At 61.3% G+C, this 26,312-nt stretch carries 24 protein-coding genes and 5 pseudogenes; 7 read left to right on the forward strand and 22 right to left on the reverse strand.

What is annotated here, in order from left to right; all coding sequences use genetic code 11:
- Positions 1-25 precede the first annotated feature (25 nt).
- Positions 26-835, forward strand: a complete 810-nt coding sequence (locus H9K75_RS06300) for a DUF4124 domain-containing protein (protein ID WP_226858574.1) — start codon at positions 26-28, stop codon at positions 833-835.
- On the opposite strand, the pseudogene H9K75_RS06305 reads toward H9K75_RS06300, so the two are convergent.
- Positions 726-1,675, reverse strand: a pseudogene (locus tag H9K75_RS06305) (NAD-dependent epimerase/dehydratase family protein). The gene H9K75_RS06300 and the pseudogene H9K75_RS06305 sit on opposite strands and share 110 nt — an antisense overlap.
- Positions 1,676-1,799: 124 nt before the next feature.
- On the opposite strand from H9K75_RS06305, the gene H9K75_RS06310 reads away from it, so the two are divergent.
- Positions 1,800-2,864 (forward strand): CDP-6-deoxy-delta-3,4-glucoseen reductase, encoded by a 1,065-nt coding sequence (locus tag H9K75_RS06310; RefSeq protein WP_187725123.1) that lies wholly within the window; start codon positions 1,800-1,802, stop codon positions 2,862-2,864.
- Positions 2,865-2,874: 10 nt separating this feature from the next.
- Here H9K75_RS06310 and H9K75_RS06315 read toward each other — a convergent pair whose 3' ends face one another.
- A complete protein-coding gene (locus H9K75_RS06315; protein ID WP_187725124.1) occupies positions 2,875-3,225 on the reverse strand; it encodes a four-helix bundle copper-binding protein in 351 nt (116 codons plus the stop codon).
- Positions 3,226-3,404: 179 nt separating this feature from the next.
- Here H9K75_RS06315 and H9K75_RS06320 point away from each other — a divergent pair.
- Positions 3,405-4,384: pseudogene (locus H9K75_RS06320) on the forward strand (Bug family tripartite tricarboxylate transporter substrate binding protein).
- A 163-nt stretch (positions 4,385-4,547) separates the two neighbouring features.
- Here H9K75_RS06320 and folK read toward each other — a convergent pair.
- Genes folK through hda form a run of 4 tightly spaced genes read right to left on the reverse strand, consistent with a single transcriptional unit; the run spans position 4,548 to position 8,093 of the window.
- A complete protein-coding gene (gene folK / locus H9K75_RS06325) occupies positions 4,548-4,967 on the reverse strand; it encodes a 2-amino-4-hydroxy-6-hydroxymethyldihydropteridine diphosphokinase (RefSeq protein WP_187725125.1) in 420 nt (139 codons plus the stop codon).
- A gap of 16 nt (positions 4,968-4,983) precedes the next feature.
- Positions 4,984-6,627, reverse strand: a complete 1,644-nt coding sequence (gene pcnB / locus H9K75_RS06330) for a polynucleotide adenylyltransferase PcnB (protein WP_187725126.1) — start codon at positions 6,625-6,627, stop codon at positions 4,984-4,986.
- Entirely contained in the window at positions 6,624-7,343 is a 720-nt protein-coding gene (locus H9K75_RS06335; protein WP_187725127.1) for a histidinol-phosphatase, read from the reverse strand. The genes pcnB and H9K75_RS06335 overlap by 4 nt, the downstream gene beginning before the upstream one ends.
- Before the next feature lie 54 nt (positions 7,344-7,397).
- Positions 7,398-8,093, reverse strand: a complete 696-nt coding sequence (gene hda, locus H9K75_RS06340; protein ID WP_187725128.1) for a DnaA regulatory inactivator Hda — start codon at positions 8,091-8,093, stop codon at positions 7,398-7,400.
- A 350-nt stretch (positions 8,094-8,443) separates the two neighbouring features.
- On the opposite strand from hda, the gene purM reads away from it, so the two are divergent.
- From purM to H9K75_RS06360, 3 genes are all read left to right on the forward strand, one after another.
- Positions 8,444-9,493, forward strand: coding sequence for a phosphoribosylformylglycinamidine cyclo-ligase (gene purM / locus H9K75_RS06350; RefSeq protein ID WP_187725130.1), 1,050 nt, complete (start codon positions 8,444-8,446; stop codon positions 9,491-9,493).
- Between the two features lie 20 nt (positions 9,494-9,513).
- Positions 9,514-10,608 carry an AI-2E family transporter gene (locus H9K75_RS06355; protein ID WP_187725131.1) on the forward strand — a complete coding sequence of 365 codons (1,095 nt, stop codon included), beginning with the start codon at positions 9,514-9,516 and terminating at the stop codon, positions 10,606-10,608.
- A 164-nt stretch (positions 10,609-10,772) separates the two neighbouring features.
- Entirely contained in the window at positions 10,773-11,165 is a 393-nt protein-coding gene (locus H9K75_RS06360; RefSeq protein WP_187725132.1) for a universal stress protein, read from the forward strand.
- Positions 11,166-11,251: 86 nt separating this feature from the next.
- Here the strand turns inward: H9K75_RS06360 and ppk2 are convergent, their stop codons facing one another.
- The 3 genes from ppk2 to murJ all read right to left on the reverse strand — a co-directional run bounded on the left by ppk2 (position 11,252) and on the right by murJ (position 14,845).
- Positions 11,252-12,124 carry a polyphosphate kinase 2 gene (gene ppk2, locus H9K75_RS06365; protein WP_226858575.1) on the reverse strand — a complete coding sequence of 291 codons (873 nt, stop codon included), beginning with the start codon at positions 12,122-12,124 and terminating at the stop codon, positions 11,252-11,254.
- 163 nt (positions 12,125-12,287) lie between these two features.
- Complete coding sequence (locus tag H9K75_RS06370; protein WP_187725134.1) at positions 12,288-13,151, reverse strand: SirB1 family protein; 864 nt, start codon at positions 13,149-13,151, stop codon at positions 12,288-12,290.
- Positions 13,152-13,279: 128 nt separating this feature from the next.
- A complete protein-coding gene (gene murJ / locus H9K75_RS06375) occupies positions 13,280-14,845 on the reverse strand; it encodes a murein biosynthesis integral membrane protein MurJ (RefSeq protein WP_187725135.1) in 1,566 nt (521 codons plus the stop codon).
- Positions 14,846-15,121: 276 nt separating this feature from the next.
- Here murJ and rpsT point away from each other — a divergent pair, with 276 nt between their 5' ends.
- Entirely contained in the window at positions 15,122-15,421 is a 300-nt protein-coding gene (rpsT, locus tag H9K75_RS06380; protein WP_187725136.1) for a 30S ribosomal protein S20, read from the forward strand.
- Between the two features lie 236 nt (positions 15,422-15,657).
- On the opposite strand, the gene H9K75_RS06385 is transcribed toward rpsT, so the two are convergent.
- From H9K75_RS06385 to H9K75_RS06425, 13 genes and pseudogenes are all read right to left on the reverse strand, one after another.
- Entirely contained in the window at positions 15,658-16,257 is a 600-nt protein-coding gene (locus H9K75_RS06385; protein WP_187725137.1) for an ankyrin repeat domain-containing protein, read from the reverse strand.
- Positions 16,254-18,017, reverse strand: coding sequence for an RHS repeat-associated core domain-containing protein (locus tag H9K75_RS06390; protein WP_264293984.1), 1,764 nt, complete (start codon positions 18,015-18,017; stop codon positions 16,254-16,256). The genes H9K75_RS06385 and H9K75_RS06390 overlap by 4 nt, the downstream gene beginning before the upstream one ends.
- Positions 18,014-18,496 (reverse strand): hypothetical protein, encoded by a 483-nt coding sequence (locus tag H9K75_RS06395; RefSeq protein ID WP_187725139.1) that lies wholly within the window; start codon positions 18,494-18,496, stop codon positions 18,014-18,016. Before H9K75_RS06395 ends, H9K75_RS06390 begins: the two co-directional genes overlap by 4 nt.
- Positions 18,496-19,032: an RHS repeat protein gene (locus H9K75_RS06400; protein ID WP_187725140.1), complete on the reverse strand. Its 537-nt coding sequence runs from the start codon at positions 19,030-19,032 to the stop codon at positions 18,496-18,498. The genes H9K75_RS06395 and H9K75_RS06400 overlap by 1 nt, the downstream gene beginning before the upstream one ends.
- On the reverse strand, positions 18,936-21,029 hold the full coding sequence (locus H9K75_RS06405; protein ID WP_187725141.1) for a DUF6531 domain-containing protein: 2,094 nt from the start codon (positions 21,027-21,029) through the stop codon (positions 18,936-18,938). The genes H9K75_RS06400 and H9K75_RS06405 overlap by 97 nt, the downstream gene beginning before the upstream one ends.
- A gap of 175 nt (positions 21,030-21,204) precedes the next feature.
- Positions 21,205-21,354: a DUF2345 domain-containing protein gene (locus H9K75_RS23620; protein ID WP_226858576.1), complete on the reverse strand. Its 150-nt coding sequence runs from the start codon at positions 21,352-21,354 to the stop codon at positions 21,205-21,207.
- Positions 21,351-22,256, reverse strand: a complete 906-nt coding sequence (locus tag H9K75_RS23625) for a type VI secretion system Vgr family protein (RefSeq protein WP_264293985.1) — start codon at positions 22,254-22,256, stop codon at positions 21,351-21,353. Before H9K75_RS23625 ends, H9K75_RS23620 begins: the two co-directional genes overlap by 4 nt.
- A 10-nt stretch (positions 22,257-22,266) precedes the next feature.
- Entirely contained in the window at positions 22,267-22,503 is a 237-nt protein-coding gene (locus H9K75_RS23630; RefSeq protein WP_226858800.1) for a hypothetical protein, read from the reverse strand.
- 24 nt (positions 22,504-22,527) lie between these two features.
- Positions 22,528-22,629: pseudogene (locus H9K75_RS24675) on the reverse strand (hypothetical protein); the annotation flags it as partial.
- A gap of 56 nt (positions 22,630-22,685) precedes the next feature.
- Positions 22,686-23,459 (reverse strand): annotated as a pseudogene (locus H9K75_RS23635) (type VI secretion system Vgr family protein); the annotation flags it as partial.
- A 304-nt stretch (positions 23,460-23,763) separates the two neighbouring features.
- Positions 23,764-24,363 (reverse strand): nitroreductase family protein, encoded by a 600-nt coding sequence (locus H9K75_RS06415; protein ID WP_187725142.1) that lies wholly within the window; start codon positions 24,361-24,363, stop codon positions 23,764-23,766.
- A 232-nt stretch (positions 24,364-24,595) separates the two neighbouring features.
- Positions 24,596-25,857 (reverse strand): IS3 family transposase gene (locus tag H9K75_RS06420; protein WP_187723143.1). Its coding sequence is split into 2 segments (ribosomal slippage): positions 24,596-25,513 and positions 25,516-25,857, totalling 1,260 coding nucleotides; the frame shifts between segments, so codons are not numbered across the junction.
- Between the two features lie 78 nt (positions 25,858-25,935).
- Positions 25,936-26,249, reverse strand: a pseudogene (locus H9K75_RS06425) (DUF3579 domain-containing protein).
- Positions 26,250-26,312 lie beyond the last annotated feature (63 nt).

Here is a 26,312-nt window from a genome sequence, read left to right on the forward strand (position 1 = left end):
CGCTCGCTCAATTCACCTTCGCATCATGATTCCTGATCGCAACGCCCTTGAATCCCCAGGCCGCTCGCTGCGGCTTGGCTGTTTGCTTTCCTTGTGCATGCTGGCCGCAGGGTTCGCGTCGCCCGCCAGCGCGCAGGTGATTCGCTGCACCGATCCGGCCACCGGCAAGGTCAGCTATACCGATGGCAAATGCGCAAGCGGTACCAGCGCGCAGGAGATCGAGGCACGCAAGTCGCCCGATGAAATCAAGGCCGAACGTGAACAGGCCGCACTGGCGCGGGACCGCATGCGCGAACGCCAGCAGCAGGACGCCAAACAGCGCCAGCAGAGTGCCGTCGAGCAGCGCCGCGAGCAGGAAGGCCGCAACCAGACCCAGCAGGCCGCATCCAACAATCCGGCCGATTCACAGGCCTGCGCGCAGGCACGGCGCCATCTCTCGGAAGTGCAATCCACGCTCGGCCAGGGCATGTATGACGAACCGCAGCGCCTGTCCGAGGCCCAGCGCGGCGCCGAACAGGCCTGCCTCACGCCCGACGAATGGGTGCGCACCCAGCGCGACGCGCAGTACAACAATAACGCCAACAACAACTACTACCCGAGCTATCCCTACGTGGTGCGGCCACCGCATGTCGTGCGTCCCCCGCCAAACCGCCCCAGCCCGATCCCAGGCCACCGGCGTTCACGAACTGCAACGTGTTCCGCTGCACTGACGCCAGGGGCAACGTCTATCCGCGCTGACCGGCGCTCAGGCCCTGGACGACGGTGGGAAATTGAAGCCGCACGCGCAATTCCTCGCGCATGCGCCGCGTGTCGAGGCGACGTGATTCGCTCATGAAGCTCAGCAGGGTGACCGGCAACTGATCCCGCGCGGCGTCGCGCGGCACACGCGGCGGGCGCGGCAGGCCGAACAGATCGGCGGCCAGATCAAAGTAGTCGCCCATCTTCATCTCGGTCTCGTCGCTCACGTTGTAGACACGCTGGGCGCGACCTCGCCAGATTGCCGCGAGACAAGCACGCGCGAGATCGTCAGCCTGAATATGGTTGGTATGCACGTCGTCCTGCGCGGCCAGTACCGGCGTGCCGCGCTGCAATCTCGCAACCGGCGTGCCGTTCGGACGATCCAGGCCATAGATGCCGGGAACGCGCACGATGCTGGCGCGCACGCCGGCGCGACCCAGATGGCGGATTGCACGCTCGGCATTCACGCGGCGGTGCGCACGGGGGTGGCGGGCGCTGTGGCCCTCGTTTCATGCACCCTTTCGCCGCTGCAATCGCCATACACACCGGTGGTGGACGCATAGACCAGCGCGCCGGGCAAGGAACGCAAACGCAGCGCGCGTGACAGGTTTTCGGCCCGCACGTCGCGCCACCACTGCGCTCCGGTCTCCCCTTCGCCGGGCGGCGGCGCGAGATACAGCACGCGCTGAAACACGCCCGCGAGCCGACCCAGCGAAGCCCGGTCGTCCAGATTGCCGAGCAGCGGCCGCACGCCAGCCGCGCGCAACTGCGGCGCGCGCGAAGGCGAGGAAGTGAGCGCCGAAACCGAAACCCGCGCGGCATCCGCACGCAATTGCCTTGCGGCGCGCATTCCCACATCGCCACAGCCGACGATCAACACGCGCATGCGGCGAAAGCGGGCCGGAAGCGCTCCAAGGGGACTTTGGTTTGAGGGCAAAATCAAGACTTTCCCGAAGCATTCTGCCGCCGGATCGACAACCACATGATCGATCCCGGGCAATCAGCGCTCCGTGCAGAATGACAGAGTGAATACAAGAAAGAATTCCAAGGATACCCGCAACATGACGAGCGAGCAGACCACCACCGCTGCCACCTTCACCATCAGCGTGCAGCCGAGCGGCCGGATTTTCACAGCGCAAGACGACGAGACCATCCTCACCGCCGCGATCCGCAGCGGCGTCGGCCTTCCCTACAGTTGCAAGGACGGCTCCTGCGGCTCCTGCAAGTGCAAGAAACTCAGCGGTTCGGTGGTGCACAAGGAACACGCGGAAAAGGCGCTTTCAGCGGCAGAGGAAGAAGCGGGCTTCGTGCTCACCTGCAGCGCCCGCGCGCTGACCGACGTGGTGCTCGAATCCCGCCAGGTCACGGACGAGAGCGCATATCCCGTCAAGAAGCTGCCGGTGCGCGTGTCCTCGCTCACGCGCGCGTCGCACGACGTCATGCAGGTCAAGCTGCAATTGCCCGCAGCCGATCACTTCAAATACCACGCGGGCCAGTACATCGAATTCATCCTGCGCGATGGTGCCCGCCGTGCGTACTCGATGGCCACCGCGCCGCACTTTCAGGAACAGGCTCCGGGCGTGGAACTGCACATCCGCCACATGTCGGGCGGCAAATTCACCGATCATGTCTTCGGTGCCATGAAGGAGCGCGACATCCTGCGCGTGGAGGGCCCGTTCGGCAGCTTCTTCCTGCGCGAAGATTCGGACAAGCCGATCATCCTGCTGGCCTCAGGCACGGGCTTCGCGCCCGTCAAGGCGCTGATCGAGCACATGCTGCACAAGGGCGTGACGCGCCCCGTCGCGCTGTACTGGGGTGGCCGCCGACCGGCCGATCTGTACATGGACGCATGGATACGGGAGCGCGCAGCCGACATGCCGAACCTGAGCTACGTGCCGGTGATCTCCAACGCCCTGCCCGAAGACCAATGGAGCGGCCGCACCGGCTTCGTGCACAAGGCGGTATTGGAAGACTTCGCCGATCTTTCCGGCTACCAGGTCTATGCCTGCGGCGCTCCCATCGTGGTCGATTCGGCACGCAGCGAATACATCGGCGAGCGCGGGCTCCCGCAGGAAGAATTCTTCGCCGATTCATTCACATCCGAGGCGGACAAGCACGCCGCCTGACGGCTGGCCCTTAAGCGATCAGCTCACGGCAGAGCCCGGCGCAATGCCGGCAGCTTTCGGCGCAATCCTGGCAATGATCGGCCTCGTGCTTTTCACACTCGGTGGCGCAGGCCTCGCAAATGCGGGCGCACAGTTCGCAGATCGGCGACACATGCGTGCTGTCACGCGCCATGGCGGCAGCGGCCAGACGGCACACCTCGGCGCATTCCACGTCTTGCGCCACGCAATTGAGCATATGCTCCGCGTGCACGTCGCGCAGACACGCAGCAGCGCAAAAGTCGCACAGCAGGGCCGCGCGCGAACAGGCAGCTATGCACTCCCAATAGCGGGATTCGGACAGAGAAGTGGGCGCGTCAAGCATGTGGCTCCTTTCCGCTGATGGCAGCGAGGCTGGCAAGAAACACACCGCGTGCCAGCAGCGCAGTTCCCTTTATAGGAAAACCCGTCGACACCATTCTGTAGGACTTGACTGCAATCTGCGCAGGAAAGTCGCACGCACCGCCCGACATTCGTCAGAATTTTCAGCACAATACAGTCCCTATGAACCGCAGAAACCTATTTCTTACGACTACAGCCGCCGTGATGGCCCTGTCAGCCCCGTTGGCCGTGAACGCACAGCAGCAGGACACTCCGATTCGCCTGGTGGTCCCCTATGCGCCCGGCGGGCCGCTTGACACCACCTCGCGCATCCTCGCCGAGCGCGTTCGTGACACCTTGGGGTGGTGGTCATCGACAACAAGGCGGGTGCCGGGGGCAACATCGGTGCCGACATCGTCGCCAAGGCGGCGCACGACGGCCAGACCATCGGCCTCGCAGCCACTGCAACGCACGCCGTCAATCCCTGGCTGTTCTCGAAAATGCCCTACGACGCGGACAAGGACTTCGCGGGCATCACCCAGATGGTTCGCGTGCCCAACGTGCTCGTGATGAACGCCGCACGCGCCGAAAAGCTCGGCATCCATACCGTGGACGACCTGATCAAGTATGCGAAGAACAATCCCGCCAAGCTCAACTACGGCAGTGGCGGCAACGGCAGCGCGGGCCACCTCGCGGGCGAATTGCTCAAGCAGCGCGCCGGCATCTACGCCCTGCACATTCCCTACCGCGGTGCCAATCCCGCGCAGCTTGCGCTGCTGGCGGGCGAGGTCGATTTCAACATCGACAACCTGGCCGCCGCCGCTCCGAACATCAAGGCAGGCAAGCTCAAGGCCTTGGCCGTGACCTCGCTCGACGAATCGCCCATGCTGCCCGGTGTGCCGCCACTCTCGAAAACCTACAAGGGATTCGCCATCGATACCTGGTGGGGCCTGGTCGCTCCCGCAGGCACGCCGAAGGACGTGATCGCCAAGCTCAACAAGGCCTTCACCGAGGCCCTCAAATCACCCGAGACCAAGACCAAATTCGCCACCATGATGGCCGAACCCGTGCCCACCACGCCGGAACAGTTCGACCAGTTCATGGCAGCCGAACGCGCGAAGTATCAGAAGCTGGTGAAGGCGTCGGGCGCGAAGGTGGATTGAGCAAACCCCGCCCTGCCGCTTCACTCACCCGGCGCGTAAAGCACCTGAGGCCGCAAGGCCCTGGTTGAGGTTCAGTCTCAGCGCAGGCACCATTCCTCAGCCGGTGCCTTGCGTTCAATGCGCTGCCCGGAAATCAGGGCGCGCTGACTTTCGGTGAGCTGCGTCAGCACCTGCTCCCGAGCAACTCTGCCATCGGCAGCAGCACGAATGCGCGCTCCTGCCAGCGCGGATGCGGCAGCGTGAGTCTCTCGGTATTCATTTGCAGATCGTCAAAGCGCACGATGTCTAGATCGAGCGTGCGCGGGGCGTTGCGATAGGGGCGTTCGCGGCCTGCGGCCTGTTCGATGGCTTGCAGGCCATCCAGCAATTGCAGCGGCGTCAGCGCGGTTTCGATCTGCGCGATGGCGTTCAGGTAGTCAGGGCCGCCAGCGTCGACGGGCGCGCTGCCGTAGAGCGATGAGACGCGAACGACGCGCGTCTGCGCAAGCGCAGCGATGCCTTGCACCGCCTCGCGCAGCGCGGCGCGGGCATCGCCAAGATTGGCGCCGAGGCCGATCCAGGCGGTGTGTTTCTCAACGCTCATGGCGCGATCCTGGCTCTCAGTCTGGCGACGAATCCTGGGAGCCGCCGCCTGATGAAGATGCTCCGCCCTCCGCACCACCGGGTTTGCGGCGACGGCGGCGGCGCTTCTTGGCAGGACCTGCCGCTGGTGGTTCGCCGATTTCCGCTTGCTCGAACGATCCTTCGGGCTCACGCGGCGGTGTCGCGGTGGTTTTGGCCTTGGGCTGGTCGGCGTTCGATGCGGCAGGCGCATTGCCTTGCTTGGGAGCGGCGCGCCTGGAGGCAGGCTGCGCCTTGCGCTGCTTGGCGCGCTGTTCCTCGCGGGCCTGCTCCATCATGTCGTCGCGGCGGGCGTCGTCGGCCTGCTGGAATTCCTGCCACCACTCGGCGATGTGCTCGTCGACCTCGCCCACATCGGCGCGCAGCCGCAAAAAGTCGAAGCCCGCGCGGAAACGCAGATGCGCGACCATGCCATAGGGCGTGGAGCCCGAGCGCTTGTCGAAACGCGGCTGCATCACCCAGATTTCGCGCATGTCGGCAGCGAGCTTGCCGCGACCGGAGACGTCGCCGATGCGCTTGTCGAACACGTCGTCGATGGCATCCTGGAGCGCAGGGAACGGCTGCTGACGCTGCATGCGCTGCTCCCAGCCGGTCTTCACGTCCTGCCACAGCACGCAAGCCAGCAGGAAGCTCGGAGCCACCGTCTTGCCCTCGCCCACGCGGCGGTCGGTGTCCATCAGCGCGGCGTTGACGAAGGTGTGATCGGCGCGCTCCACGACGATGTCGAGCAGCGGATAAATGCCCTTGGCCAGCCCGAGTTCCTTGAGCTGCGCAATCGATGCAATCGAATGGCCGGTCTGCAGCAGCTTGAGCATTTCATCGAACAAGCGGCTTTGCGGCACGTCGTTGAGCAGGTGTTCGGATTCGACCAGCGGCCTGGAGGTCTTGGGATCGAGCTTGAAGCCGAGCTGCGAGAGCTTGGCTGCAAAGCGCACGGCGCGGATGATGCGCACCGGATCCTCGCGGTAGCGCGTGGCCGGGTCGCCAATCATGCGCAGGATTTTTTTCTTGGCGTCTTCAATGCCCTTGTGAAAATCCACGACGACCTGGGTTTCCGGGTCGTAGTACATCGCGTTCACGGTGAAGTCGCGGCGCGTGGCGTCCTCGTCCTGCGGGCCCCAGACGTTGTCGCGCAGCACCCGGCCGCTCGCGTCCACGGCGTGGTGCATGCCCGCGAGCTGGGCCTTGCTGGTCTTTTCATTGCCGCTCACCTGCTCGGCGGCGGCGTTGTCGAGAAACGCGCGGAAGGTCGAGACTTCGATCACCTCATGCTCGCGTCCACGTCCATAGACGACGTGCACGATGCGAAAGCGCTTGCCGATGATGAAGGCGCGGCGAAACAGGCCCTTGACCTGCTCGGGCGTGGCATTGGTGGCCACGTCGAAGTCCTTGGGGCGCAGACCCAGCAGCAGATCGCGCACCGCGCCGCCGACGACGTAGGCCTCGAAACCCGCCTGCTTGAGGGTGCGCACCACGTCGCTCGCACGCTTGTCCACCAGTTCGGGATCGATGCCGTGTACCGCCACGGGCACATCCACGCGCTTGCCGAAGCGGCTCTTGCCGCGCCCTGCGGCGGCGCCGGTTTTCTTGCCGAGCAATTTGTCGATGAAGGTCTTGATCATGGCTTTTGCCCAAACAGGTCCAGAATGCGCCAGCCGCGCTGTTGCGCGAGCGCGCGCAGACGATCATCGGGGTTGGTCGCCACCGGATGCTGCACCTTTTCGAGAAGCGGTACGTCGTTCATGGAATCGCTGTAGAACGTGCACTCCACATCGCTCCAGCCCAGATTGCGCTTTGCAAGCCATTGCTCCATGCGCTGGACCTTGCCCTCGCGCATCGACGGAATGCCGTCGATCTCGCCCGTGATCCAGCCGCTCTCGTCGCGCGCCAGTTGCACGGCGATCAGGTTCTGCACGCCCAGTTCCTTGGCGATGGGCGCGGTCACGAACTCGTTCGTGGCGGTGATGATCACGATTTCGTCTCCTGCATCGAGGTGCAAGCGCAGCAGGTCCTGCGCCTCAGGGCGAATCGCCGGGCGGATCACCTCGTCCATGAAGCGCTCATGCGCAAGCGCCGCATCGGCCTCGCCGCGTTCGCGCACGGCCTCGGTGGCAAAGCGCACGTAGTCATGCACGTCCAGGCGTCCCGCCAGATAGTCGTCGAAGAACGCCTGATTGCGGCGACCGAATTCTTCCTTGTCGGCCCAGCCGATGCGGATCGAGAACTCTCCCCATTCGAAGTCGGAGTCGAGGGGAAGCAAGGTGTGATCCAGATCGAAGAGCGCCAGCCGGAGTCTTTGCGCCTGTGGCACCTGAGGCGCCGAAATGGTGGAATTCATTCTTCTTTGTGTGTTGATGGGGCCGCCGCGCTCATGTCGCGGATGGCTTTGCGTTCATTCGTGCTGCAACATGTCCTTGAGCAGCGGAATGGTGATCGCGCGCTTTTCGCGCAGCGAATAGCTGTCGAGCTTTCCAAGCAAGTGCATGAGGCTGCCCAGATCGCGCGAGAAACGCTTGAGCATGTAGTCCATGACGTCGTCCGAAAGGAATACGCCACGTGCATCGGCCTCCTGGCGCAACACCTTGCGACGTGCGTTTTCATCCAGAAAATGCAATTGGAACACGTGTCCCCATCCAAGGCGGCTGCGCAGATCGTCGCGCAGCGGCAAATCGGCGGGCGGCACGTCACCCGCAGCCAGCACCCAGCGCGGATTGCCCACCGGCGGATTCAGCGCATTGATGAACCAATTGAACGCCGCCGCCTGCTGCTTGCTGCTGTAGAGATGCACCTCGTCCATGATCACCGCCACCCAGCGATCGCTGAAGGCCGCCGGGTCGTTGACCGAGGCATCGAGCCAGCCCACGGATTGCCCCTGCTCACGCAGGGCTTCGTAGGCTGCACGCAACAGATGTGTCTTGCCGCAGCCCGACTCGCCCCACAGATACGTCGGGACCGGCGAGCGCACATAGTTGTGTCCCGAGCCTACCGACAGCCGCAGATGCGCGAGTGCTTCCTCATTGGGGCCGACAAAAAAACGGTCGAAGGTCGGGCCCGGCGTGAGCCCGATGTCCAGCGCCAGTTGCTTCACGCCGTCACCTCGCAATCACCGCAGACACAGGCGCAGGGCCGACGGGCGGCGATTGGAACTGACGCGACGGACGGGATGGCAAGGGGCATGGGATAAACATCTGGGGCCGATGGGCCGGGTACCGGACGGCGTGGCGGAAAATCCGTCCGGCAGGAACCTGGATTTTAGTGCCTTGATCGCACAACGCCTCTCACGCGACGAATTTGTCTTGAATTGCCCGGCGCAGCCCGACCGGAATCACGCGAATTGTCAGTGCCTGCACGCACGGAATTGCCTGTGACTGCGGGCAAGCCCTTAAAATCTCCCGTTCTGCCTGCCTTGCAGGCTCATTCGCCCCTGAATTGCGATCCATGAGCTCCTCCACTCCCTCCACTCCCATTTCGTACAAAGACGCCGGTGTCGACATTGACGCTGGCGACGCGCTGGTCGAGCGCATCAAGCCGCTGGCTAAAAAAACCATGCGCGAAGGAGTGATGGCGGGGATTGGAGGCTTCGGAGCGCTGTTTGAAGTGCCCAAGCGCTACAAGGAGCCGGTGCTCGTCTCCGGCACCGACGGCGTGGGCACCAAGCTCAAGCTGGCCTTTGAATGGAACATGCACGACACGGTCGGCATCGATCTGGTCGGCATGAGCGTCAACGACGTGCTGGTGCAAGGCGCGGAGCCGCTGTTCTTTCTCGACTACTTCGCCTGCGGCAAGCTCGACGTCGATACGGCAGCCGCCGTCGTGGGCGGCATTGCCAAGGGTTGCGAGCTTTCCGGTTGCGCGCTGATCGGTGGCGAAACGGCCGAAATGCCGGGCATGTACCCGGCCGGTGAATACGATCTGGCCGGCTTCGCGGTGGGCGCGGTCGAGAAATCCAGAATCCTGACCGGCCAGAACGTCAAGCCCGGCGATGTGGTGCTCGGTCTCGCTTCGGCGGGCGCGCATTCCAACGGCTTCTCGCTGGTGCGCAAATGCATCGAGCGTGCCGAGGCCAATGGCTCGATTCCCGAGACCCTCGACGGCAAGCCGTTCCGAAATGCGGTGATGGAACCCACCCGCCTGTACGTGAAAAACGTGCTCGCGGCGCTCGAGCAGCACCCGATCAAGGCGCTCGCCCACATCACCGGCGGAGGCTTGCTGGAAAACATTCCGCGCGTGCTTCCCGAAGGCACGGCCGCGCATCTCAAGGCTGGAAGCTGGCCGCAGACCGAACTCTTCGCCTGGCTGCAGAAGACCGCCGGCATCGACGACATCGAGATGAACCGCACGTTCAACAACGGCATCGGCATGGTGGTCGTGATCGCAGCCGACGCCGCAGACGCTGCGGCCGCCACGCTCGCATCGCTGGGCGAGAGCGTGCACCGCATCGGCGTGATCGCCGAGCGCGGTGACGGCGCCGCCGTCATCGTCGCCTGAGTCTTCAAACGCGGAGATCTATGCCCACTGCTTCGCCTGCGCCCGCGCCACAAGGGCGGCCGCCCGAGCCACCGCACCACCCCGGCGGCGGACCCAAGCCTTTCCGGGGCGTCGAGGTGGCAAGCTATCTGATGATGGCTGCCATGCTTCTGCTGGTGCTGCACTACAGCCTGTTGCCGGGTCTGCTGAGCGTCTGCCTGGGCTTTCTGGTCACGCGCTGGCTGGCTGTCAAGCTCACCTGGTTACGCCGCAGGTTTCCGCGCAAGGCCGGCCAGGTCAGCTTCGGGCCGGGACTGGCAGCCACCATGGTCATTCTCGCGCCCATGCTGCTGCTGGCCTTTGGACTCTCGCATTCGCGCACCTACATCGTCGATGCGCCGCAGCAATACAAGGAGCTGCTGGATTTTCTGGCCGATACCGTGCTGGAACTGCGCCAGAAGCTGCCCGCCGACATCGGAGCCATGCTGCCCGCCGGGGCCGAGGAACTGCAAAAGGTCATGGCGAACTATTTGGGCGCCAAGGCCGGCGCGCTCGCGATGGCTGGACGCGCGTGGCTCACGGGTCTGCTGTATGCCTACGTCGGCGTGCTCATCGGCGCGCTCGCGGCGGTACGCCACATCAGCAACCATCGTGGCCCGCTCGCCATTCAACTGATCCGGCGCATCACGCTGTTCGGAGAAGCATTCCGCCAGATCGTGGCCGCGCAGTTCTGGATCGCCTCGTTCAACACGGTGCTGACCGCGCTCTTCCTGCTCGCGATTCTGCCGCTGTGGGACCTCAAGCTCCCCTACACCCCTGCGCTGATCACGCTCACCTTCTTCGCCGGCCTGATCCCCATCGTGGGCAATCTGCTTTGCAATGCCGTGATCACGCTGGTCGGATTGTCGGTGTCACCGGCTGCGGCGGCTGCCTGCCTCGTGTTCCTGATCCTGATCCACAAGGCGGAGTACGTGATCAACGCCAAGGTGGTGGGCACGCGCACCCACATGGGCGTGTGGGAACTGCTGGCGGTGATGTTCGTGGCCGAGGCCATCTTCGGGCCCTCGGGTCTCGTGGCAGCGCCGTTGTTCTACGCGTATCTCAAGAAAGAGCTGGAAGCCGCGCGTCTCGTGTAGGGCCACAAGCAGGGCCACAAAACGCCCATCTGGATCACCACTTCGGCACTTGCTTCGGCTATGCTCGCGAGTAGGTCGCGGCGACGCTGCACTGCACTGGTGCATGCGGACGATGCGCTGCGAATGTCTGTAATCCACACGTTCAAACAAACTGGAGACCTTGCATGACCATTCTGGTTGCCTATGTCGCTCGCCCCGAAGGCCGCGCTGCGCTGGACAAAGCCATTGAAATCGCCACCCGCCGCAATGAACCGCTGGTCGTGGTGAACGCCGGCCCCGGCGGTCATCAGGATGATCCCGCGCTCATCAGCGGCTACGAGGCCGAGCGCGTGGAAGAACGCCTTGCCTCGCTCAGCATCAAGGCCGAGTTCAAGCAGTTCGTGCGCGGCAAGAGCGCCATCGACGAAATCGACAACCTGGTCAAGGAACTGGATGTCACCGTGCTGGTGATCGGCCTGCGCAAGCGCACCGCCGTCGGCAAGCTGCTTCTGGGCAGCATGGCACAGGAAATCCTCATGAGTGTCGATTGCCCGGTGCTGTGCGTGAAGGCCACTTGAGCGCCTTTTTGCCATTGGCATCGCCCCATGAAAAAACTGCGTGAGCCTTTCTTTCGGTTCACGCAGTTTCGCATCTTCATCCGCTGTCAATAGATCTGCGGCACGATCAGCGCCTCTGGCACCGGCTGGCGGAAATAATCCGGATTGCGGACACGCTCGGGCAGCACCACTTCGGCATGCGCCACTTCGTGATAAGGCATCTGACTGAGCAGGTGCGAGATGCAGTTCAGGCGGGCCTTTTTCTTGTCGTCGGCGGGCACGACCCACCAAGGCGCTTCGGGAATATGCGTGCGTTCGAGCATCACTTCCTTGGCCTTGGTGTATTCCTCCCAGCGCACGCGACTTTGCAGGTCCATGGGGCTGAGCTTCCACTGCTTGAGTGGATCGTGAATGCGGCCGAGAAAGCGCATGTGCTGCTCTTCGTCGGTGATCGAGAACCAGTATTTGATCAGGCGAATGCCCGAGCGCACGAGCATCTTCTCGAACTCGGGCACGCTGCGAAAGAACTCTTCGTACTCCGCGTCGGTGCAAAACCCCATCACATGCTCGACACCCGCGCGGTTGTACCAGCTACGGTCGAACATGACGATTTCGCCCGCTGCGGGCAGATGGGAGACATAGCGCTGAAAGTACCACTGCGTGCGCTCGCGGTCATTCGGCGCGGGCAGCGCCGCAACGCGTGCCACGCGCGGATTCAAGCGCTGGGTGATGCGCTTGATGACGCCGCCCTTGCCTGCCGCATCGCGGCCTTCAAAGAGGATGACGACCTTCTCGCGCGACTGCTGAACCCAGTCCTGCAGCTTGACGAGTTCGCCCTGCAATTGAAACAGGCTCTTGAAATAGCTGTGCCGCGCCGCCTGATCGACGAGCGGGCGGCGTGCGCCATTTTCATCCACGTCGCGATCATCGATTTCGAGCTCAAGCTCTTCGTCATAGCTGTCCATGAGGTCGTCAGCCATGCGTTGCATGAATTCTTGGGGGCTAGTGCAGAGTTTTGAAACATAGGAAAGACCTACAAACACTCACTAATGATGACTCATTTTCATGACAATCAGGTGACCGAAAAATGACGGATTGGCGTCTGTCACACTCCAAAAGTGCGTTTGTCTGGGTTTCGCCCATTCAGCTTTGAGACTCGCGCAACCGGAGCAGCAGTTCCTGAATGGCCTCGGCATCCACCGACGCGCCTTCATGCTCCAGATAGATTTCCAGATCACTGATCGCATCCATCATGTGGCCGCGCTCCACGTGCGCAAAGCCCCGGTCACGCCGCTCGTTCCAGGCTTCGGGCAACAACGCGATAAGGCGGCTTTGCACATCGATGAGCCGCTGCCAGTCGCCCTCGGCACGGTGAATTTCCTTGAGGTTGCGCAGCATGCGCACCAGAATCTGCCGCGACGACGCCGAGCGCAGATACTCTCCCAGCTCGCGCAGGCTGCCATCCTGGCTCGGGCGACTGTCCGAGATGAATGTATCTAGGCGCTCGCCCAGATCCTCGCGAGACAGCGAACGCCCGGTGGTCGGATCGACGACTACCTGCCCCTCGGGCAACTGCACCTTGACGAGAAAATGGCCGGGAAACGAAATCCCGTGCGCACGCAAATCGACGCTTTGCGCTAGCTCCAGCCACAACACCGCCAGCGAGATCGGAATGCCGCGACGCGAGCGCAGCACCACATTCATATAGCTGTTGTCGGGGTCGTAGTAGTTGTTGAGATTGCCGCTGAAACCCAGATCATGGAAGAAGAACTGGTTCAGTGCCGCGAGTTTGCGCATCGGCTCAGCCGCTGGCTCCACCATGCGGACAAGGCGTGCCTGAAGCTGATCCACTTCATCGAGCACCTGCTGCACATCGAGCAGCGGATAGGCATCCTGCGCGATGCACGCCGCTGCCTCGAGCAGCGGTACGGACTCCTGCTGGCCGCCTTCCTGGACGAGACTTGCAAAATATTCCAGTGGGGTGGGAACATTGAATTGCAGTGACATAGGACTTCCCTCAGCTACTGGACATGGGTGTTGGTGTCACGAACACCGCGTCCGGTTCCTATTGATTCGAGAACGCGGGCTTTTTTCATCACTGAAAAAAGCCGTTCGCCCTTGCGCTGACCGAACCATTATCTGCGCAAAACTTGCCGCAGATTCATTCGGGCCGCCCAGAGCGCGCCGAAGTACACCACCATAGAACCAATCAGCATGGCAGCCAGTAGGCCAAGACGCCACATTGGCTGCGCCCGAAGCGCGATCCAGTCGAAATGCTGATTTCCCCACCAAAGAAATCCCGTCAACAAAACACCGGCCATCAGAATGCGCGCGATGAAGCTGCCCCATCCGGGCCGCGGCTTGAAGCTGCCGCGACGTATCAGCCCGACCAGCAGCCAGGTCGCATTCACGAGCGCACCCAGGCCAATCGACAACGCCAGCCCCGCATGCGCCAACTTGGGAACCAGCAGCAGATTGAGCAATTGCGTGATCACAAGCACCACGACGGCGATCTTCACCGGGGTGCGAATGTCCTGCGCCGCGTAGTAGCCGGGCGCCAGCACCTTCACCGCGACCAGGCCCAGAAGGCCGACGCCATAGCCCTGCAGCGCAACCGTGATCTGCTGCACATCGCGATCACTCAGCGCCCCATAGTGAAACAGCGAGGCCACGAGCGGCTTGGCGAAGACCAGCAGACCGATGGCGCAGGGCACGCTCAGCAACACCACAATGCGCAGCCCCCAATCCAGCATGGACGAATAGCGCTCGCCATCACCGCTTGCCTTGGCGAGGGTCAGTTGCGAGGTCAGCACCACGCCCAGCGCCACACCGAGCAAGGCCGTGGGAAACTCCATCAAGCGATCGGCGTAGAACAGCCACGTCACGCTGCCCTGTTGCAGATACGAGGCGATCTGCGTGTTGATCATCAGCGAAATCTGCGCCACACCGACGCCCAGCAACGCCGGCCCCATGAGCTTGAGAATGCGGTGTACTCCGGGATCGGCAAACGCCACGCGGATGGTCCTGATGCTCATGCCGATGCGCGGCATCAACCCGAGCTTGATGAGCGCCGGAATCTGCACCGCCAGCTGCAGAACGCCGCCAAGCATCACGCCGCCCACCATCGCGTAGATCGGCTCGATGCCGTGCCGCGCAAACAACGGCGCGCCGAGCACGGCGGCGGCAATCATGCTCACATTGAGAAGCACCGGCGTGAGCGCGGACACAGCGTAACGCCGCCAGGTATTGAGCACACCCGCCGCCAACGCGACCAGCGACATGAAGCCGATGTATGGAAACATCCAGCGCGTCATCAACACCGCGGCGTCCATGCCGCCCGGCGAGGCGCGCAGCCCGCTCGCCAGCAGCCAGACCAGCACCGGCGCGCCAACGACACCCGCGATGCAGGTGAACAGCAGCACCCAGAACAGCACCGTCGCAACATGGCTGATCAGCGTGTGAGTGGACTCGTCGCCAAAGTGCGCCTTGTGCGTGCCCAGCACCGGCACGAACGCCTGACTGAACGCCCCTTCGGCAAACAGGCGCCGAAACAGATTGGGAATCCGGAACGCGACATTGAACGCGTCGGTCATCACATTGGCCCCGAACATCGAGGCCATCAGCAAATCACGCACCAGCCCAAGCACACGGGAGGCAAGCGTCAGCAACGAAACGGTGGAGGCGGCTTTGAACAACGACACGGGCGCCAGTGTATGCGCAGGCAGCTCGGGCAAAGCGATTTTCACGCGGGAAGTTTTCGCCCGGAAAAGTCTGCTGACAATTCCCGCGACAACACGCGTGGCCGCTTGTGCAGGCTCGGCAACCGGCACCAGCAAGTGCGAGTCACCCGCGAACCCCGGCGATGCCGACGCACAGACCGACGCCCGCCCAAAGCGCCACCCCACAATCAGCGAAATTTCAGGCTATAATGCTCGGCTTTGCTGACATCATCCTCAGACACCTAAGGAACACATACCATGGCATCTAAGCCAAAGAAAAAGAACCCCCGCCTGGCGTCCGGCCGCAAGCGCGCCCGCCAGAACGTCAAGCTGAACGCAGCCAACACATCGCTGCGTTCGAAGTACCGTACCGCAGTCAAGAACGTCGAAAAGGCTGTTCTGGCTGGTGACAAGACCAAGGCAACCGAACTGTTCGCCAAGGCTCAATCCGTGCTGGACACGATCGCCGACAAGGGCATCTTCCACAAAAACAAGGCAGCTCGCGACAAGAGCCGCCTGTCCGCCAAGGTCAAGACCCTGGCAGTAGCAGCCGCCTGACTCTCTTCAGGCAAACAGCCCGGGTGATTTTTAGTATTACTATTATTATCACCCGCCGTTTGTAACGGGTGCGCTGTCAGCAAAACGAAGAAACCGCCGAAAGGCGGTTTTTTTGTTTTCGTCCAAGAATATATAGGCATTGCAACGATACCGGAAAAAATCGTGTGTGGCAGATTTTCTCGAGCTTTGGCACGCGTGTAGAGACATCGGATTTTAGTTTGAAATTTTCAACAAAACTAGTTTTTACAAATTTGCAAGAAATCCGCAGGTCTTAATTTATCTTCTTTTAAAATACGGTCCGCTTCAATTTTTTTTATTCTCTCACAACAATTTGGAATGTGCGGCATAATTTCAAAATTAGACCATCTATGGGCAAATATACAAGCATCATACCCTCTGTCACTTTTTACTGACAAATCAGCACCGCTTTTAATTAAAAATATTGCAACATCATTGTTTTTTTTCCAAACTGCAGTCAAAAATGGAGATCGTGCGGCACCTTTTAAATCATGATTAACGTCACCCCCTTTTTGAACTAAGTACTCGGCTGTTGCCACTGCATTTTTACCGCCATGGTAGGCCACTATTGATAAGGGCGTATCATCATAATCTGATAATTTTTCGTTGGCATCGAATATCTTATTCTCTATATAAAATTGAGTTTTATTCACATCTCCCGTGGCGAGGGCGCGATAGAATTGCTGTTTCAAATATCCTCGTTTTAAAATATCTGCGTCATTACAAGTATTCGATTTTTCACAATCATCCGCCGCAGCCGCAGGAGTTATCGTAAAAATAAAAAAAATATTTATAATCAGAAGTTTGAAAAGTTTCATTTATTACTCATAATTTCCCAAAAGGCCTCTTCTTGCGCGGCATCATATGCGGGCTGCCCCTTGTTGATATCTTTTAGTACAAAATGATAGACGGATGCTTGAAATCTACAGACTGCAGGGAGACCGATTTTACCAGCAGCATTAGCCTCATCACATGCTTGCTTCATATCATCTCTCAACTTATCATCGCATTGATTTTTGTCTGCCTGCCATGTTCCGTAACATCTATCGTGCGCAGAGCATGCGCCTAAAAAGCTGGCCTCTCCAAAATATGAATCTGGGATGTATTTATCAGTTTTGGCGTCACCGCATCCAGCTCCCCATGGTTGACCATCCGGGCGCAGTTCAGGATTTGATGGTACTGATGATTGATTATCTACAGATATGGCTTGTAGGCCCAACGGATCCACAAATAGAAGTGTATTTAAAGGATAAATATAAAAATTAATACCTCCTTTATGTTTTATTAAATCCTGATTGATGTAGCTTCCAGAAATCGATTCATAGTATCGATACCTGTTGTAATACAGTCCCGTGGCGTCATCCTCATGCTGCCCAGGTAGCCGAATAGGCTGATACAGGCGCTTCGGACTGTATTCGTCTTTCACGTTCCCCCAAGCATCCAGCGTCGCAGCCCACTCCACTTGTCCTTCGCTGCTGAAGAGCGCATTGGGCGTTCCCAGATGGTCGCACAGGTAGTGCCGCACTTCCACGCTTTTGGCATTCTCCTGCCGCTCGCTGCGTGCCGTCTCTTCAAACTCCTGGCGCTGCGCGTTGATGAAGCTTTGCGCGTCAGCGGCCATGCCCAGCCCGACTATGCGCTCGTTGAGGAGCGCGCTGGTCGCATTGATATCCGTGAGCATGGCGCGCAAGGCGTCCCGCGCCATGCCAGCGGGGAGGTGGGCAATCAGGTCGTCGGCCATGCCTGGCGCTGCTCTGGCAGCCCGGCGCAACTGCACCAGCGGTGTAAAGCTGCCCGGCTCGTACACCGTGTGCACGATCTCCGGCTGGCTCTGCCCGTTGATGTCCCGGGCATTGCCATGGTTGAGCCGCTCGGTATGCACCAGCCGGTCCCCGTCCCAGCCAAAGTAATCGGTTGTCCCGCTTTCTTCGCCCGCATCCTTGTGGCCCATGTGACCCAAGTTGCTCGCATGGCCTGTGTTGCCCGCATTGCTGTACTTGGCCAGCCGCCTGCCAAACGCGTCATAGCGGTAGCGCTGGGTGAGCTGTGTGCCTTCTTCCTCTTCACCATCATCTTTTTCGTGAACCACGACTTGCACCAGCTGGTTGCCCTTGTCGTAGGCCAGCTCCATCTTGCGGCGCGCTTTTCCTGCCATGCCCTGCACGCTTTCAGTGCGGTTGCCCCGGCTGTCGTAGCGGTAGTGAATCCTGGCGCCTTCGCTGCTCGCATCTTCGCTGTTCTCGTAGTAGCCCACACGGTTGCCGTGCCACTTCGCGGTGGCGGCCCAGTCCTCCAGGTGTCCCCCTTGCTCCGGCTTGCCCTGCAGGGCGTTGTAGTCGCTGCGCGCCATCTGCTCGCGGCTGACCGGCGTTGCCTCGCGGCCCGCTCTTTGCTGCGTCCTTTGGCGGTCTGTTTCGTTCAGCGCTCCCGTGATGACATCGCCCGCCCCGGGGTTGCCTGCCGGCTCTGCAATGGGCAGGCGGTTGCCCGCCGGGTCGAACCTCCAGCGCTGCTGGCCCGCCTGCGGGGTGTCTGCACCTGTGAGGCGGCCTGCCGCGTCGTAGGCAAAGCGGCTCATGCCCGCCGGGCTCTGGATGCCCACCATCTGTCCCAGGCTGTCGTAGTGGTAGTGCCGGGACGCCAGCGCCCCGAGCACGGCCTGTGGGGGCCTTGCGGGCTGGGCGAGGCCTGCGCTGTGGACGGGGCTGCCCCCGGCAGGCTGTCCAGCATGTCAGGCAGGCCCGCGCCTTGCGCAAAGCCGCCCCACTGCATGGATGTCAGGCGCCCGGCGCTGTCCCAGCCCAGCTGGCGGATCAAAGGCTCGGCCGTGGTGCTCGCCAACTGGCGTCTGACCTCGCGGTGCAGCGCATCTCGCTCCAGGTCCACCAGGCTCTCGCCTTGCCAGGTGATGCCGTGCACGTGGCCCGAACCATAAAGCAGGTAGCCCACCTCGCCCAGACCCTGCAACTGGCTCGCTTGCCGGTTGCCCAGCACATCCAGGCGATGGCTGATGCGGTGTTCGAACTCGATCTCCGGCCCGGCGGCAGGAGGGTCCATCACACCGGCGCCGTTGTGGGTCGTGGCTCTGGAGGGGAGGTGTGTTTGTACAGGCGCTGGATCTCGCCTGTGACCCGGCCCGCCACATCGCGCTCGATGATGGCCTGGCTTTGCAGTTGCGCCCCGGCTTCTGGCGCTTCATGCCAGACGCTTGCTTGCAGCAACTCGCCTGCCTTGCCCCATTGGTAGCGGTGCGTGGTCGCGGGCACGAGCTCGCTTGGCGGCAGATGCCTTGCAATGAGCTGCCCCGTGATGCTCCACTCGTAGTGGCTCGTGTGGCTTGCCAGGCCCTGCTGCGCCTCCCAGCCGTCTGCCGAGTGCGTGAGCTGCCCGGCTGCATCGTAGCGGTAGCTTTGCACCCGGGCATCAAAGCCGGTCTCCCTTGCCAGACGGTCCATCACGTCCCACTCGAAGCGGGTGTGCTCACCGTTCTCGTTGGTCAGCAGCGCAAGGCGTCCGGCCACGTCATAGGCGAAGGCCAGGCTGTGGCCCGCGTGGCTGCGCCGCGTGAGCCGTCCCCACAGGTCGTACTCCATGCTGACCGAGGCCGCCGTCGTGCTGGCGGGCGCTCTGCTGCGGCCCTCTGCGCTGTACCCCTCCACGCTGTACACATCTGCGCTGCGCTTGTCATCCTGCCCGCGCGCACCTGGCTCACCTGCCCCCGGGCGTCGTACTCGTAGTGCTCTGAGCTGCCGTCGGCGTAGTGCACGGCCTGCAACTGGTCCCTGTCGCTGTACTGGTAGCGTACGCGCTCACCCAGCGCGTTCACCACCGCCGTGCTCCTGCCCCAGCGGTCGTACTCGTAGCGGGTGCTCTGCCCGGAGCAATCGGTGTAGCTTGCCACCTGCCCCGCCGCGGTATAGGCAATGTGCTTGTCTCCACCCCTGGCATCGGTGATGCGAACGGGTTTGTCTGCGTTCAGGCGCGTGGCAGGCTCCGCTGCCGCACTGGCAATGTCCGGGTAGTGATAGTGCTCGGCGCTGCCATCTGCCAGGATGATTTGCGTGAGGCGGCCCAGGCGGTCATATCCGTAGCGGATCGTGCGCCCGGCCGCATCGGTGGTGCTTTGCAGCAGCCCACTACCCTCCTCGTAGGTCTGGCTGCTGGTGCTGCCATCGGGCCCCTGGGTGGACAGCAGTTGCCCCAGGGGACTCACCTGCATGCGCACGCTGCGCCCCAGCGGGTCCGTGACGCCCGTGAGGTGCCCGTACTGGTTGTAGCTTCGCCTCACGGTGCTGCCATCGGCGCGCACATGCTCGGTCAGCCGCGACAGGCCCGCTTCGCCCTGGAAGATGTAGGTCTCAACGCGCCCCAGGCTGTCGGTGACGATGCAGGCCCGGCGCGGCTGTCCATCGGCTTCGGGTAGCGCGCGGTAGTCAAAGCGGTAGTCGATGCCCTCCTGGTTGCTTTGCTCTACCGCCTTGCCCCCAGGCTCATAGCGGTCGTAGGCGTAGCGGTGCTCGGGCCCGCTTTTTTCCTGATGAAAGACCATCAGGTGGTTGCGCCAGGCAAACCGGCGCACTGTGTCCCCGTGGCGGTTCTTCACGGCAACCAGGTCGCCCTCCGCGCTGTAGGCGTAGCTGACGAGATCGATCGACTGCGCGAGAGCGCCGGTTTGCAGGGGAAGCGCAGGATCGCGCCTGAGCTCAATGCGCATCAGGCGCACGCCGCTGTCCGCCTGCCAGTGAAAGTGACTACCCTCGCGCCCGTAGTGCCGGGCGTCCTGTGCTGCGCTGACCCGGCTGTAGTGCAACTGGTAGTGGCGCCCCACGCCATCGTCGATGCCGGTGATGCGCGATTGCCCCAGCACCTCTGCCCAGTGGTAGCGCTGCGTGCGGCCAAGGCTCTCCAGCTTGCCCAGCAGCACCCAGCCCGCATCGGGCGCAGGCAGCTGCGTGGCCGGGTGCGTCTGCGCAGCCCTGCGCGCAGCCTCCATCGCCTGCCAGTTCGCGGGAGCAAACACCCACAGCGTGTCGCCACCCCCGTTGGCGGCAAAAATGAGATGACTTGCGCAGGCCATCTCGCGACTGATCCACGCAAAGCGGTCTCTCCACCAGGCGGGCGCCTGCTGGTCTGCAAGCGCAGCGGTGCCGACAGCCGAAGCCGCAACCGAAGCCTGCCCCGCGTCCTGCCCCGCGTCCAGGGCAAACCGCGCCCCGCCAGTGAGCGAGGCCAGCTCCTGCGCCAGGTTGCCCGGGTGCATCCCCGTGCGCAGCAGCCAGATGTCTTCGCTGGGACTGTAGAGCGACTCGCCTGGCGCCAGCGCATCAAACGTGATGGTGCGCCCCTGGCTGTCGTGCAGCAACGTGGCGCCGGCCTGCACCGTCAGGCGCAGCTCCAGCGGCGCGCTCCAGCCGTAACCCAGCACGCCGCAGTACCCCCCTTGCTCTGCGTTCACATAGCTGCTGTACTGGCGCTGCCACACCAGCGGCATGGCCCCGGGCAGCGCAAAGTCAAGATCAGACGCCCCCGAGAGCACCTTCGCGCCCAGCTGGGGATTGACCGGGCTGCCCTTGGCAACGCCCCCGGACACACCGAGCAGGCCACACCCCCCTGGGTTCCTATCAGTACCGTGAGTGAGCCCGTCACAATGCGTGAATACGCAACCTTGTCGTCTATGCGTGCCGCTGGCTTTCCTGTCATGAAGACCTTCCCTCCAATTTTTTTCTGATCGTGCTTTCCAAAAAGCAATACCGGGATGCCCGCCCCTAACAGTTGATGCGCACCAAGTCCGACAGGATGCGGATCAGGTCTTTATTCAGGCGGATGCTGCTTGAGCCACAGGTCAGCAGGATTTCTTGCGAGGCCGTGATCTCGATTTTCTTGGCCGTGATCTTCTGCGTCTCCTCCACCGTCACCGTGTCGCTCTTGACGGTGGTGGTGCGGGGCCATTGACCACCTCGGTCTTGTCCACGCCACTGACCTCAATGCGCTTGCCGCCCACGATCGAGCTGTGCAGCAAGCCCACGTTCTCGGAGTGCACCAGCCCGACGTTGAAGGTGGAGAGCAGCCCCACCTTCTCCATCCGCATCTGGCCTACCGTGATATCCCATTTCTTCTTGATCTCGTCCGTCTCGTTCTTGAGGACCGTCTTCGTGCGGCTCTTCCTGACCGTCACATCCTCGTTGTGATCCACGGTACGCGTGCGGCTCTTGTGCACCGTGAGGGTCTCGTTCTTGTCCACCACTTCCGTGCGGTTGCCGTGAATCGTGATGGTCTCATCCAGATCCACTTCCTCGGTGCGCCACCCGTGCACATTGATCTTCTCGTTACGATCCACGATCTCCGTGCGGTCGCGGTGAATCGTGTTGAACTCATCCCGGTCGATCACCTTGCGCCGGTCGTTGCCCACCCACTTGTCCTCGTCGTGCTCGACCTCGGTGAGCTGGTCCTTCTGCGCATGCAGCCACAGTTGTTCCTCACCCTTCTTGTCCTCAAAGCGCAGCGCGTTGGCATCGCCCGCACCGTTCTTCATGCCCGCGCCGCCCGCACCACCCAGGCTGGAGCGGGTCTTGATGCCCGACTGCGTCTTGTTGGCAGGTAAATCCCACGGCGGCATCTGCATGGCGTTGTAGACCCGGCCCGTGATGATCGGGTAGTCCGGATCACCGTTCAAAAAATCCACGATCACTTCCTGCCCGATGCGCGGGATGTGCATGGAGCCGTAGTTCGCGCCCGCCCAGGTCTGGCTCACGCGAATCCAGCAGCTCGAGTTCTCGTCGTTCTTCCCGTAGCGGTCCCAGTGGAACTGCACCTTCACGCGGCCATACTTATCGGTGTAGATTTCTTCGCCTGCGGGCCGGTGATGACCGCCGTCTGCGGGCCTGTGGTGTGGGGCTTGGGGTCGTGCGCTGGCTGCGATATGGAACCGATTTGGGGATGACGCTGAAGCTGATGCGGTACGTGGTCGGGCTGTCGATGCCCGCGCGCTTGGCAGCGCCCGAGCCTCCCGCGCCGTCGCTTCGGCGCACGTTCTCTTCAAAGCGGTAATACGCCGACTCGATCAAATATTCCTTGTTCTGGTCGGCTCTCGGGTATTTGCTGAAGGTGAACAGGTAGCCTGGTGCGATGTTGCGCGCATTGCCTTCGCCCTGGGCGACTTCGCGCTGGGCCTTTTGCTGCTCGATGCGCACGCGTGCGTAGTTCTCGCCGTCGCCCGCATCGGTGTAGCCACCCGGCCAGTCGTAGAGTTCGCGACTGTCCTCGGGTGGCCTGCGGGCTGCTGCTGGCGCGTCTCGAGCAAGGCCTTGGGTTTTTCGAAGTCGTAGTCATCCGATGCGAAGTGGCCGGAAGCGATATCTTCGGCAAAGCGCCAATCGTCAATGAAGTCGACGCTGTGAATGTTCGCAGCCCGGTTGCCGGGGTAATAGGAAATGGTGGTCGGTCCGTTGGGAAGAGGGCCGTGGCTTCCGATGTCGTCCGCCAGCACCAGCTTGTGGCTTCCCTGGCTGTGCTCAAAGAAGAAATAACCGCCCTCGGCTTCAAGAAGGCGCGAGATGAAATTGAAGTCGGTCTCGCCGTACTGGACCATATAGTCCCACGCGCGATAGCTGCCGACGAGCCGGTCATCAATGGTGAAACCGTAGGGACCCAGCACTTCCTTGATGATGTCCGGCACCTTCTTGAACTGGAAGATCTTGAAGTCCGAGCGACGTGTCGCATGCCAGAGCCAGGGGCGCAGCAGAGCCTCATATGCAAAATGGTCGCCGTCCTTTCCAATATAGGAAAACTGCGTCACCTGTCCCGAGAGAAATCGCTTGCCACTCCCCGCAGTTTCCGTCGTGAGATCGATCTCAATGCTCATGTCCTTGCCCAGCAAACTCCTGGCGGCAATCGAGGAATTCTGGCTGATCAGACGAACCCGGTATTCAAACAATCGCGAGATCTGCTCACTGCCCTCCAATGAGCGGAATTCCAACTCCTCGCCCAGCGGACTGTGGGCAACGAAGGTTCTGTTGGACATGGCAACTCCATCGAGAAATGGTTTTGGATAGTTTTCATAAATACTATGCGTAAATCTGGTTACCAGCAACACATGTTCCAACACGTTGTACGAGAAGACTCGGCTTTTAGACCCGCAACAGATCAGGTTTCACTCTCACGCCAGGGGAAACATATGATTGTCAAAAATTACATCAGCTCTGCTAAAAGGCCATTCATAGGCATAAAAAAACAAAAATGGGCAAAAGGTGACATGACAACGGCACCCTTCCCCACTCTTTGCAAGGCGCACGCAAGATGCAATGCGCCCTGTTGTTACTCACCGATCAACGAAACGTCTTGAATCGCACGTCATCCGCGATGAAGGTCTTGTCGCCGATTGGCTTTTCGTTTGAGCCGAAAGGCATTTGCGCGCGCAGTTTCCAGGATGCTGGAAGGCCCCAGGTGCTGGCGACCTGCTCGTCGATCAGTGGGCTGTAATGCTGCAGGCTGGCGCCGATGCCGGCTTCGGCGAGGACTGTCCAGACGGCGTATTGGGCCATGCCGGACGAATGTTCGGAGAACATGGGGAACTTGTCGGCATAGATGGGGAATTTGTTTTGCAGTTCGTCGACGACGTCATGGTCTTCGAAGAACAGCACCGTACCGGCTCCTGCAGCGAACGAGGTCATCTTGGCGTCGGTCGTCACGAAGGCGTCGGCGGGGACGATGGCGCGCAGGGTTTCGCGGGTGAAATTCCACAGTTTTTCATGCTGCGCTCCAAACAGGATCACGACACGCGAGCTTTGCGAATTGAAGGCCGACGGGGCTTGCCGAACGGCCTCGTGGATCAGCGCCTCGACTTGTGCCTCGGAGAGGGGAAGGTTCTTGCCGATGGCGTATTGGGTACGGCGTTTGGTGAACAGTTGAATGGCTGTGCTTGTCATGAAATCCCTAACTTAGTTGAACATCGCCAGAGTCGAGCCTCACTGCCCATTTTCATGTGTCAAACGAGACGCATCGATCTGGTTCGCAGGCAGTCTATTGCAGGCGTGACCAGCCCGAGGACTCAGGTAGAAAATCCAGAGGCGGCATAGGGATGACTTGTGAGTCGTTGAGCGTGGATTGCGGGAAACTGCATTTCACTCACCAAAAACGCCCGGGATGACCCGTCCTAAATTACGTTGACACTTTAGACGGTTGAACATTCCGGAGTAATTCGGCCATAGACGCCCGGTGCACAGCATTGGGCGTCTGCATTTTCAGCGATGTGTGCAGTCTCTCGCAGTTGTATATCTGCACGGACTCCTTCACCATTCGCCTGGCCTGGGCCAGATCGGCTGGCCTTTGAAGTAGTAACTCACCTTTCAGGATTCCGTTGACCCGCTCGGCCAGTGCATTCTGGTAGCAGTCGTAGCCATCGGTCATCGAGCACGTCACCCCGTGACGCTTGTGCAACTCCTGGTAGTAGTCTGCGCAGTATTGAATGCCTCTGTCCGAATGATGCGTCAGTGGTTGCTGGCTTTGTCGTGCTTTCAATGCGTTCTTGAACGCCTGCGCCACTTCCTGCGTCTGCAGGCTTGCGTGGACATGCCAGCCCACGATCTTGCGTGAGTAGGCGTCTGTGATCAGGCTCAGGTAGACGAACTTTCCCTGCGTGGGCAGGTAGGTGATGTCCGCCACCCAGACTTGCTCGCTTCTTGTGGCCTGCTCCTGCTGTGGCCCGCCCTTGAGCAGGTTCGGGTGGCGCCTGAAGCGATGATGGCTGTGAGTTGTCTTGTGATAGGCCCGCTTTGGCGCAACAAGCATTCTGGCGTTGCGCAGCACATCAAACAGCGCGTCCCGTCCCATCGCTATACCCGCCTTCTGTAGCGGAACCTCCAGCATTTTCTGGAGCTTGCGCGTGCCCACCCGGGGTTGGCGCATGCGCTCGTGTTCAACAAGTTGCACGACCGTCTGGGCCTGGTTCATGCGCGCGGCGTGGCGCTGGCAGCCCTGGTAATGCGCCTGACGGCTCATGCCCATGTGTTGGCAAGCTCTGCTCACACTCAGTCCTTGGACGAGTTTTTCCTGGAGAACTTGCCCAAAGGCTTTTTTACGACACGCACTCCGTAGTCTTTGCGAAGCACATCGATCACTGCTTCAAACAATTGCGCCTTCTGCTGAGAATCCTTGAGCTGTACTTCAAGCTCCTTGATCCGTTGCTCAGGCGTGAGTGGCTGAGGTTCTTTATCTATCCGCATGGCAGCAGATGATGCACCAACACTCCAGCCCAGTCGCCCGTGTTTGCGCAACCACACCAACACGGTCGATCTCCCCTGAATGCCGTATTTGCTTTGCGCTTGTCTGTATGTCAGCTCGCCTTTTTCTACCTGCTCCACCACCGCCAGCTTAAAAGCCAGCGTGTAGTCGCGCTGCGTACGTTTGATCTCTGATTCCATCTCGCTTGCCTTTTTTGCAAGTCCAAGGTGTCAACTTTATTCAGGACGGGTCAGGAACCAAAGAAAAAGGCCTGTGAGTCAGGCCTTTGCGTCGGGCAGGTAGCACGCTTCGGCGACCTGAAGATTGTTGTCTTTTGCGAAGTTCAACACGAAATCCCACGCCATGGGTTCATACCGCTGCAGTTCCCGATTGACCACCACGCACTTCACTCCGTTCATGCTCGTGGGAATGCACCACGGCGAATAGCTCAGGTGGCTTCCGGGCTTGCGCCACCGGGTCGGAACTGGCTCATCACTCCCGCCAGCCGCTCCGCCCAATCACTGGGCCGAAAGGTTTGCCCCTCCTGCGTGAGCCCTTGAATGAAGATTTCTTTTGCGTCGGGGGAGACCATCGGTGCGGTGTCGTAATAGTGGGTCGTGGCATCGTGCACCACGTCGGCGATTCTAACTCTTAT

Origin of the sequence: Diaphorobacter aerolatus, assembly GCF_014489535.1 — a bacterium.
In the GTDB taxonomy this organism is placed as follows: Bacteria; Pseudomonadota; Gammaproteobacteria; order Burkholderiales; family Burkholderiaceae_C; genus Diaphorobacter_A; species Diaphorobacter_A aerolatus.

Bases quoted from the DNA above. Each gene is read 5' to 3' on its own strand.
- H9K75_RS06300 (WP_226858574.1), top strand. From the start codon at position 26: ATGATTCCTGATCGCAACGCCCTTGAATCCCCAGGCCGCTCGCTGCGG.
- H9K75_RS06310 (WP_187725123.1), top strand. From the start codon at position 1,800: ATGACGAGCGAGCAGACCACCACCGCTGCCACCTTCACCATCAGCGTG.
- H9K75_RS06315 (WP_187725124.1), bottom strand. From the start codon at position 3,225: ATGCTTGACGCGCCCACTTCTCTGTCCGAATCCCGCTATTGGGAGTGC.
- folK (WP_187725125.1), bottom strand. From the start codon at position 4,967: ATGAGCGTTGAGAAACACACCGCCTGGATCGGCCTCGGCGCCAATCTT.
- pcnB (WP_187725126.1), bottom strand. From the start codon at position 6,627: ATGATCAAGACCTTCATCGACAAATTGCTCGGCAAGAAAACCGGCGCC.
- H9K75_RS06335 (WP_187725127.1), bottom strand. From the start codon at position 7,343: ATGAATTCCACCATTTCGGCGCCTCAGGTGCCACAGGCGCAAAGACTC.
- purM (WP_187725130.1), top strand. From the start codon at position 8,444: ATGAGCTCCTCCACTCCCTCCACTCCCATTTCGTACAAAGACGCCGGT.
- H9K75_RS06355 (WP_187725131.1), top strand. From the start codon at position 9,514: ATGCCCACTGCTTCGCCTGCGCCCGCGCCACAAGGGCGGCCGCCCGAG.
- H9K75_RS06360 (WP_187725132.1), top strand. From the start codon at position 10,773: ATGACCATTCTGGTTGCCTATGTCGCTCGCCCCGAAGGCCGCGCTGCG.
- ppk2 (WP_226858575.1), bottom strand. From the start codon at position 12,124: ATGGCTGACGACCTCATGGACAGCTATGACGAAGAGCTTGAGCTCGAA.
- H9K75_RS06370 (WP_187725134.1), bottom strand. From the start codon at position 13,151: ATGTCACTGCAATTCAATGTTCCCACCCCACTGGAATATTTTGCAAGT.
- rpsT (WP_187725136.1), top strand. From the start codon at position 15,122: ATGGCATCTAAGCCAAAGAAAAAGAACCCCCGCCTGGCGTCCGGCCGC.
- H9K75_RS06385 (WP_187725137.1), bottom strand. From the start codon at position 16,257: ATGAAACTTTTCAAACTTCTGATTATAAATATTTTTTTTATTTTTACG.
- H9K75_RS06390 (WP_264293984.1), bottom strand. From the start codon at position 18,017: ATGAGCCGCTTTGCCTACGACGCGGCAGGCCGCCTCACAGGTGCAGAC.
- H9K75_RS06395 (WP_187725139.1), bottom strand. From the start codon at position 18,496: ATGGACCCTCCTGCCGCCGGGCCGGAGATCGAGTTCGAACACCGCATC.
- H9K75_RS06400 (WP_187725140.1), bottom strand. From the start codon at position 19,032: ATGGAGTACGACCTGTGGGGACGGCTCACGCGGCGCAGCCACGCGGGC.
- H9K75_RS06415 (WP_187725142.1), bottom strand. From the start codon at position 24,363: ATGACAAGCACAGCCATTCAACTGTTCACCAAACGCCGTACCCAATAC.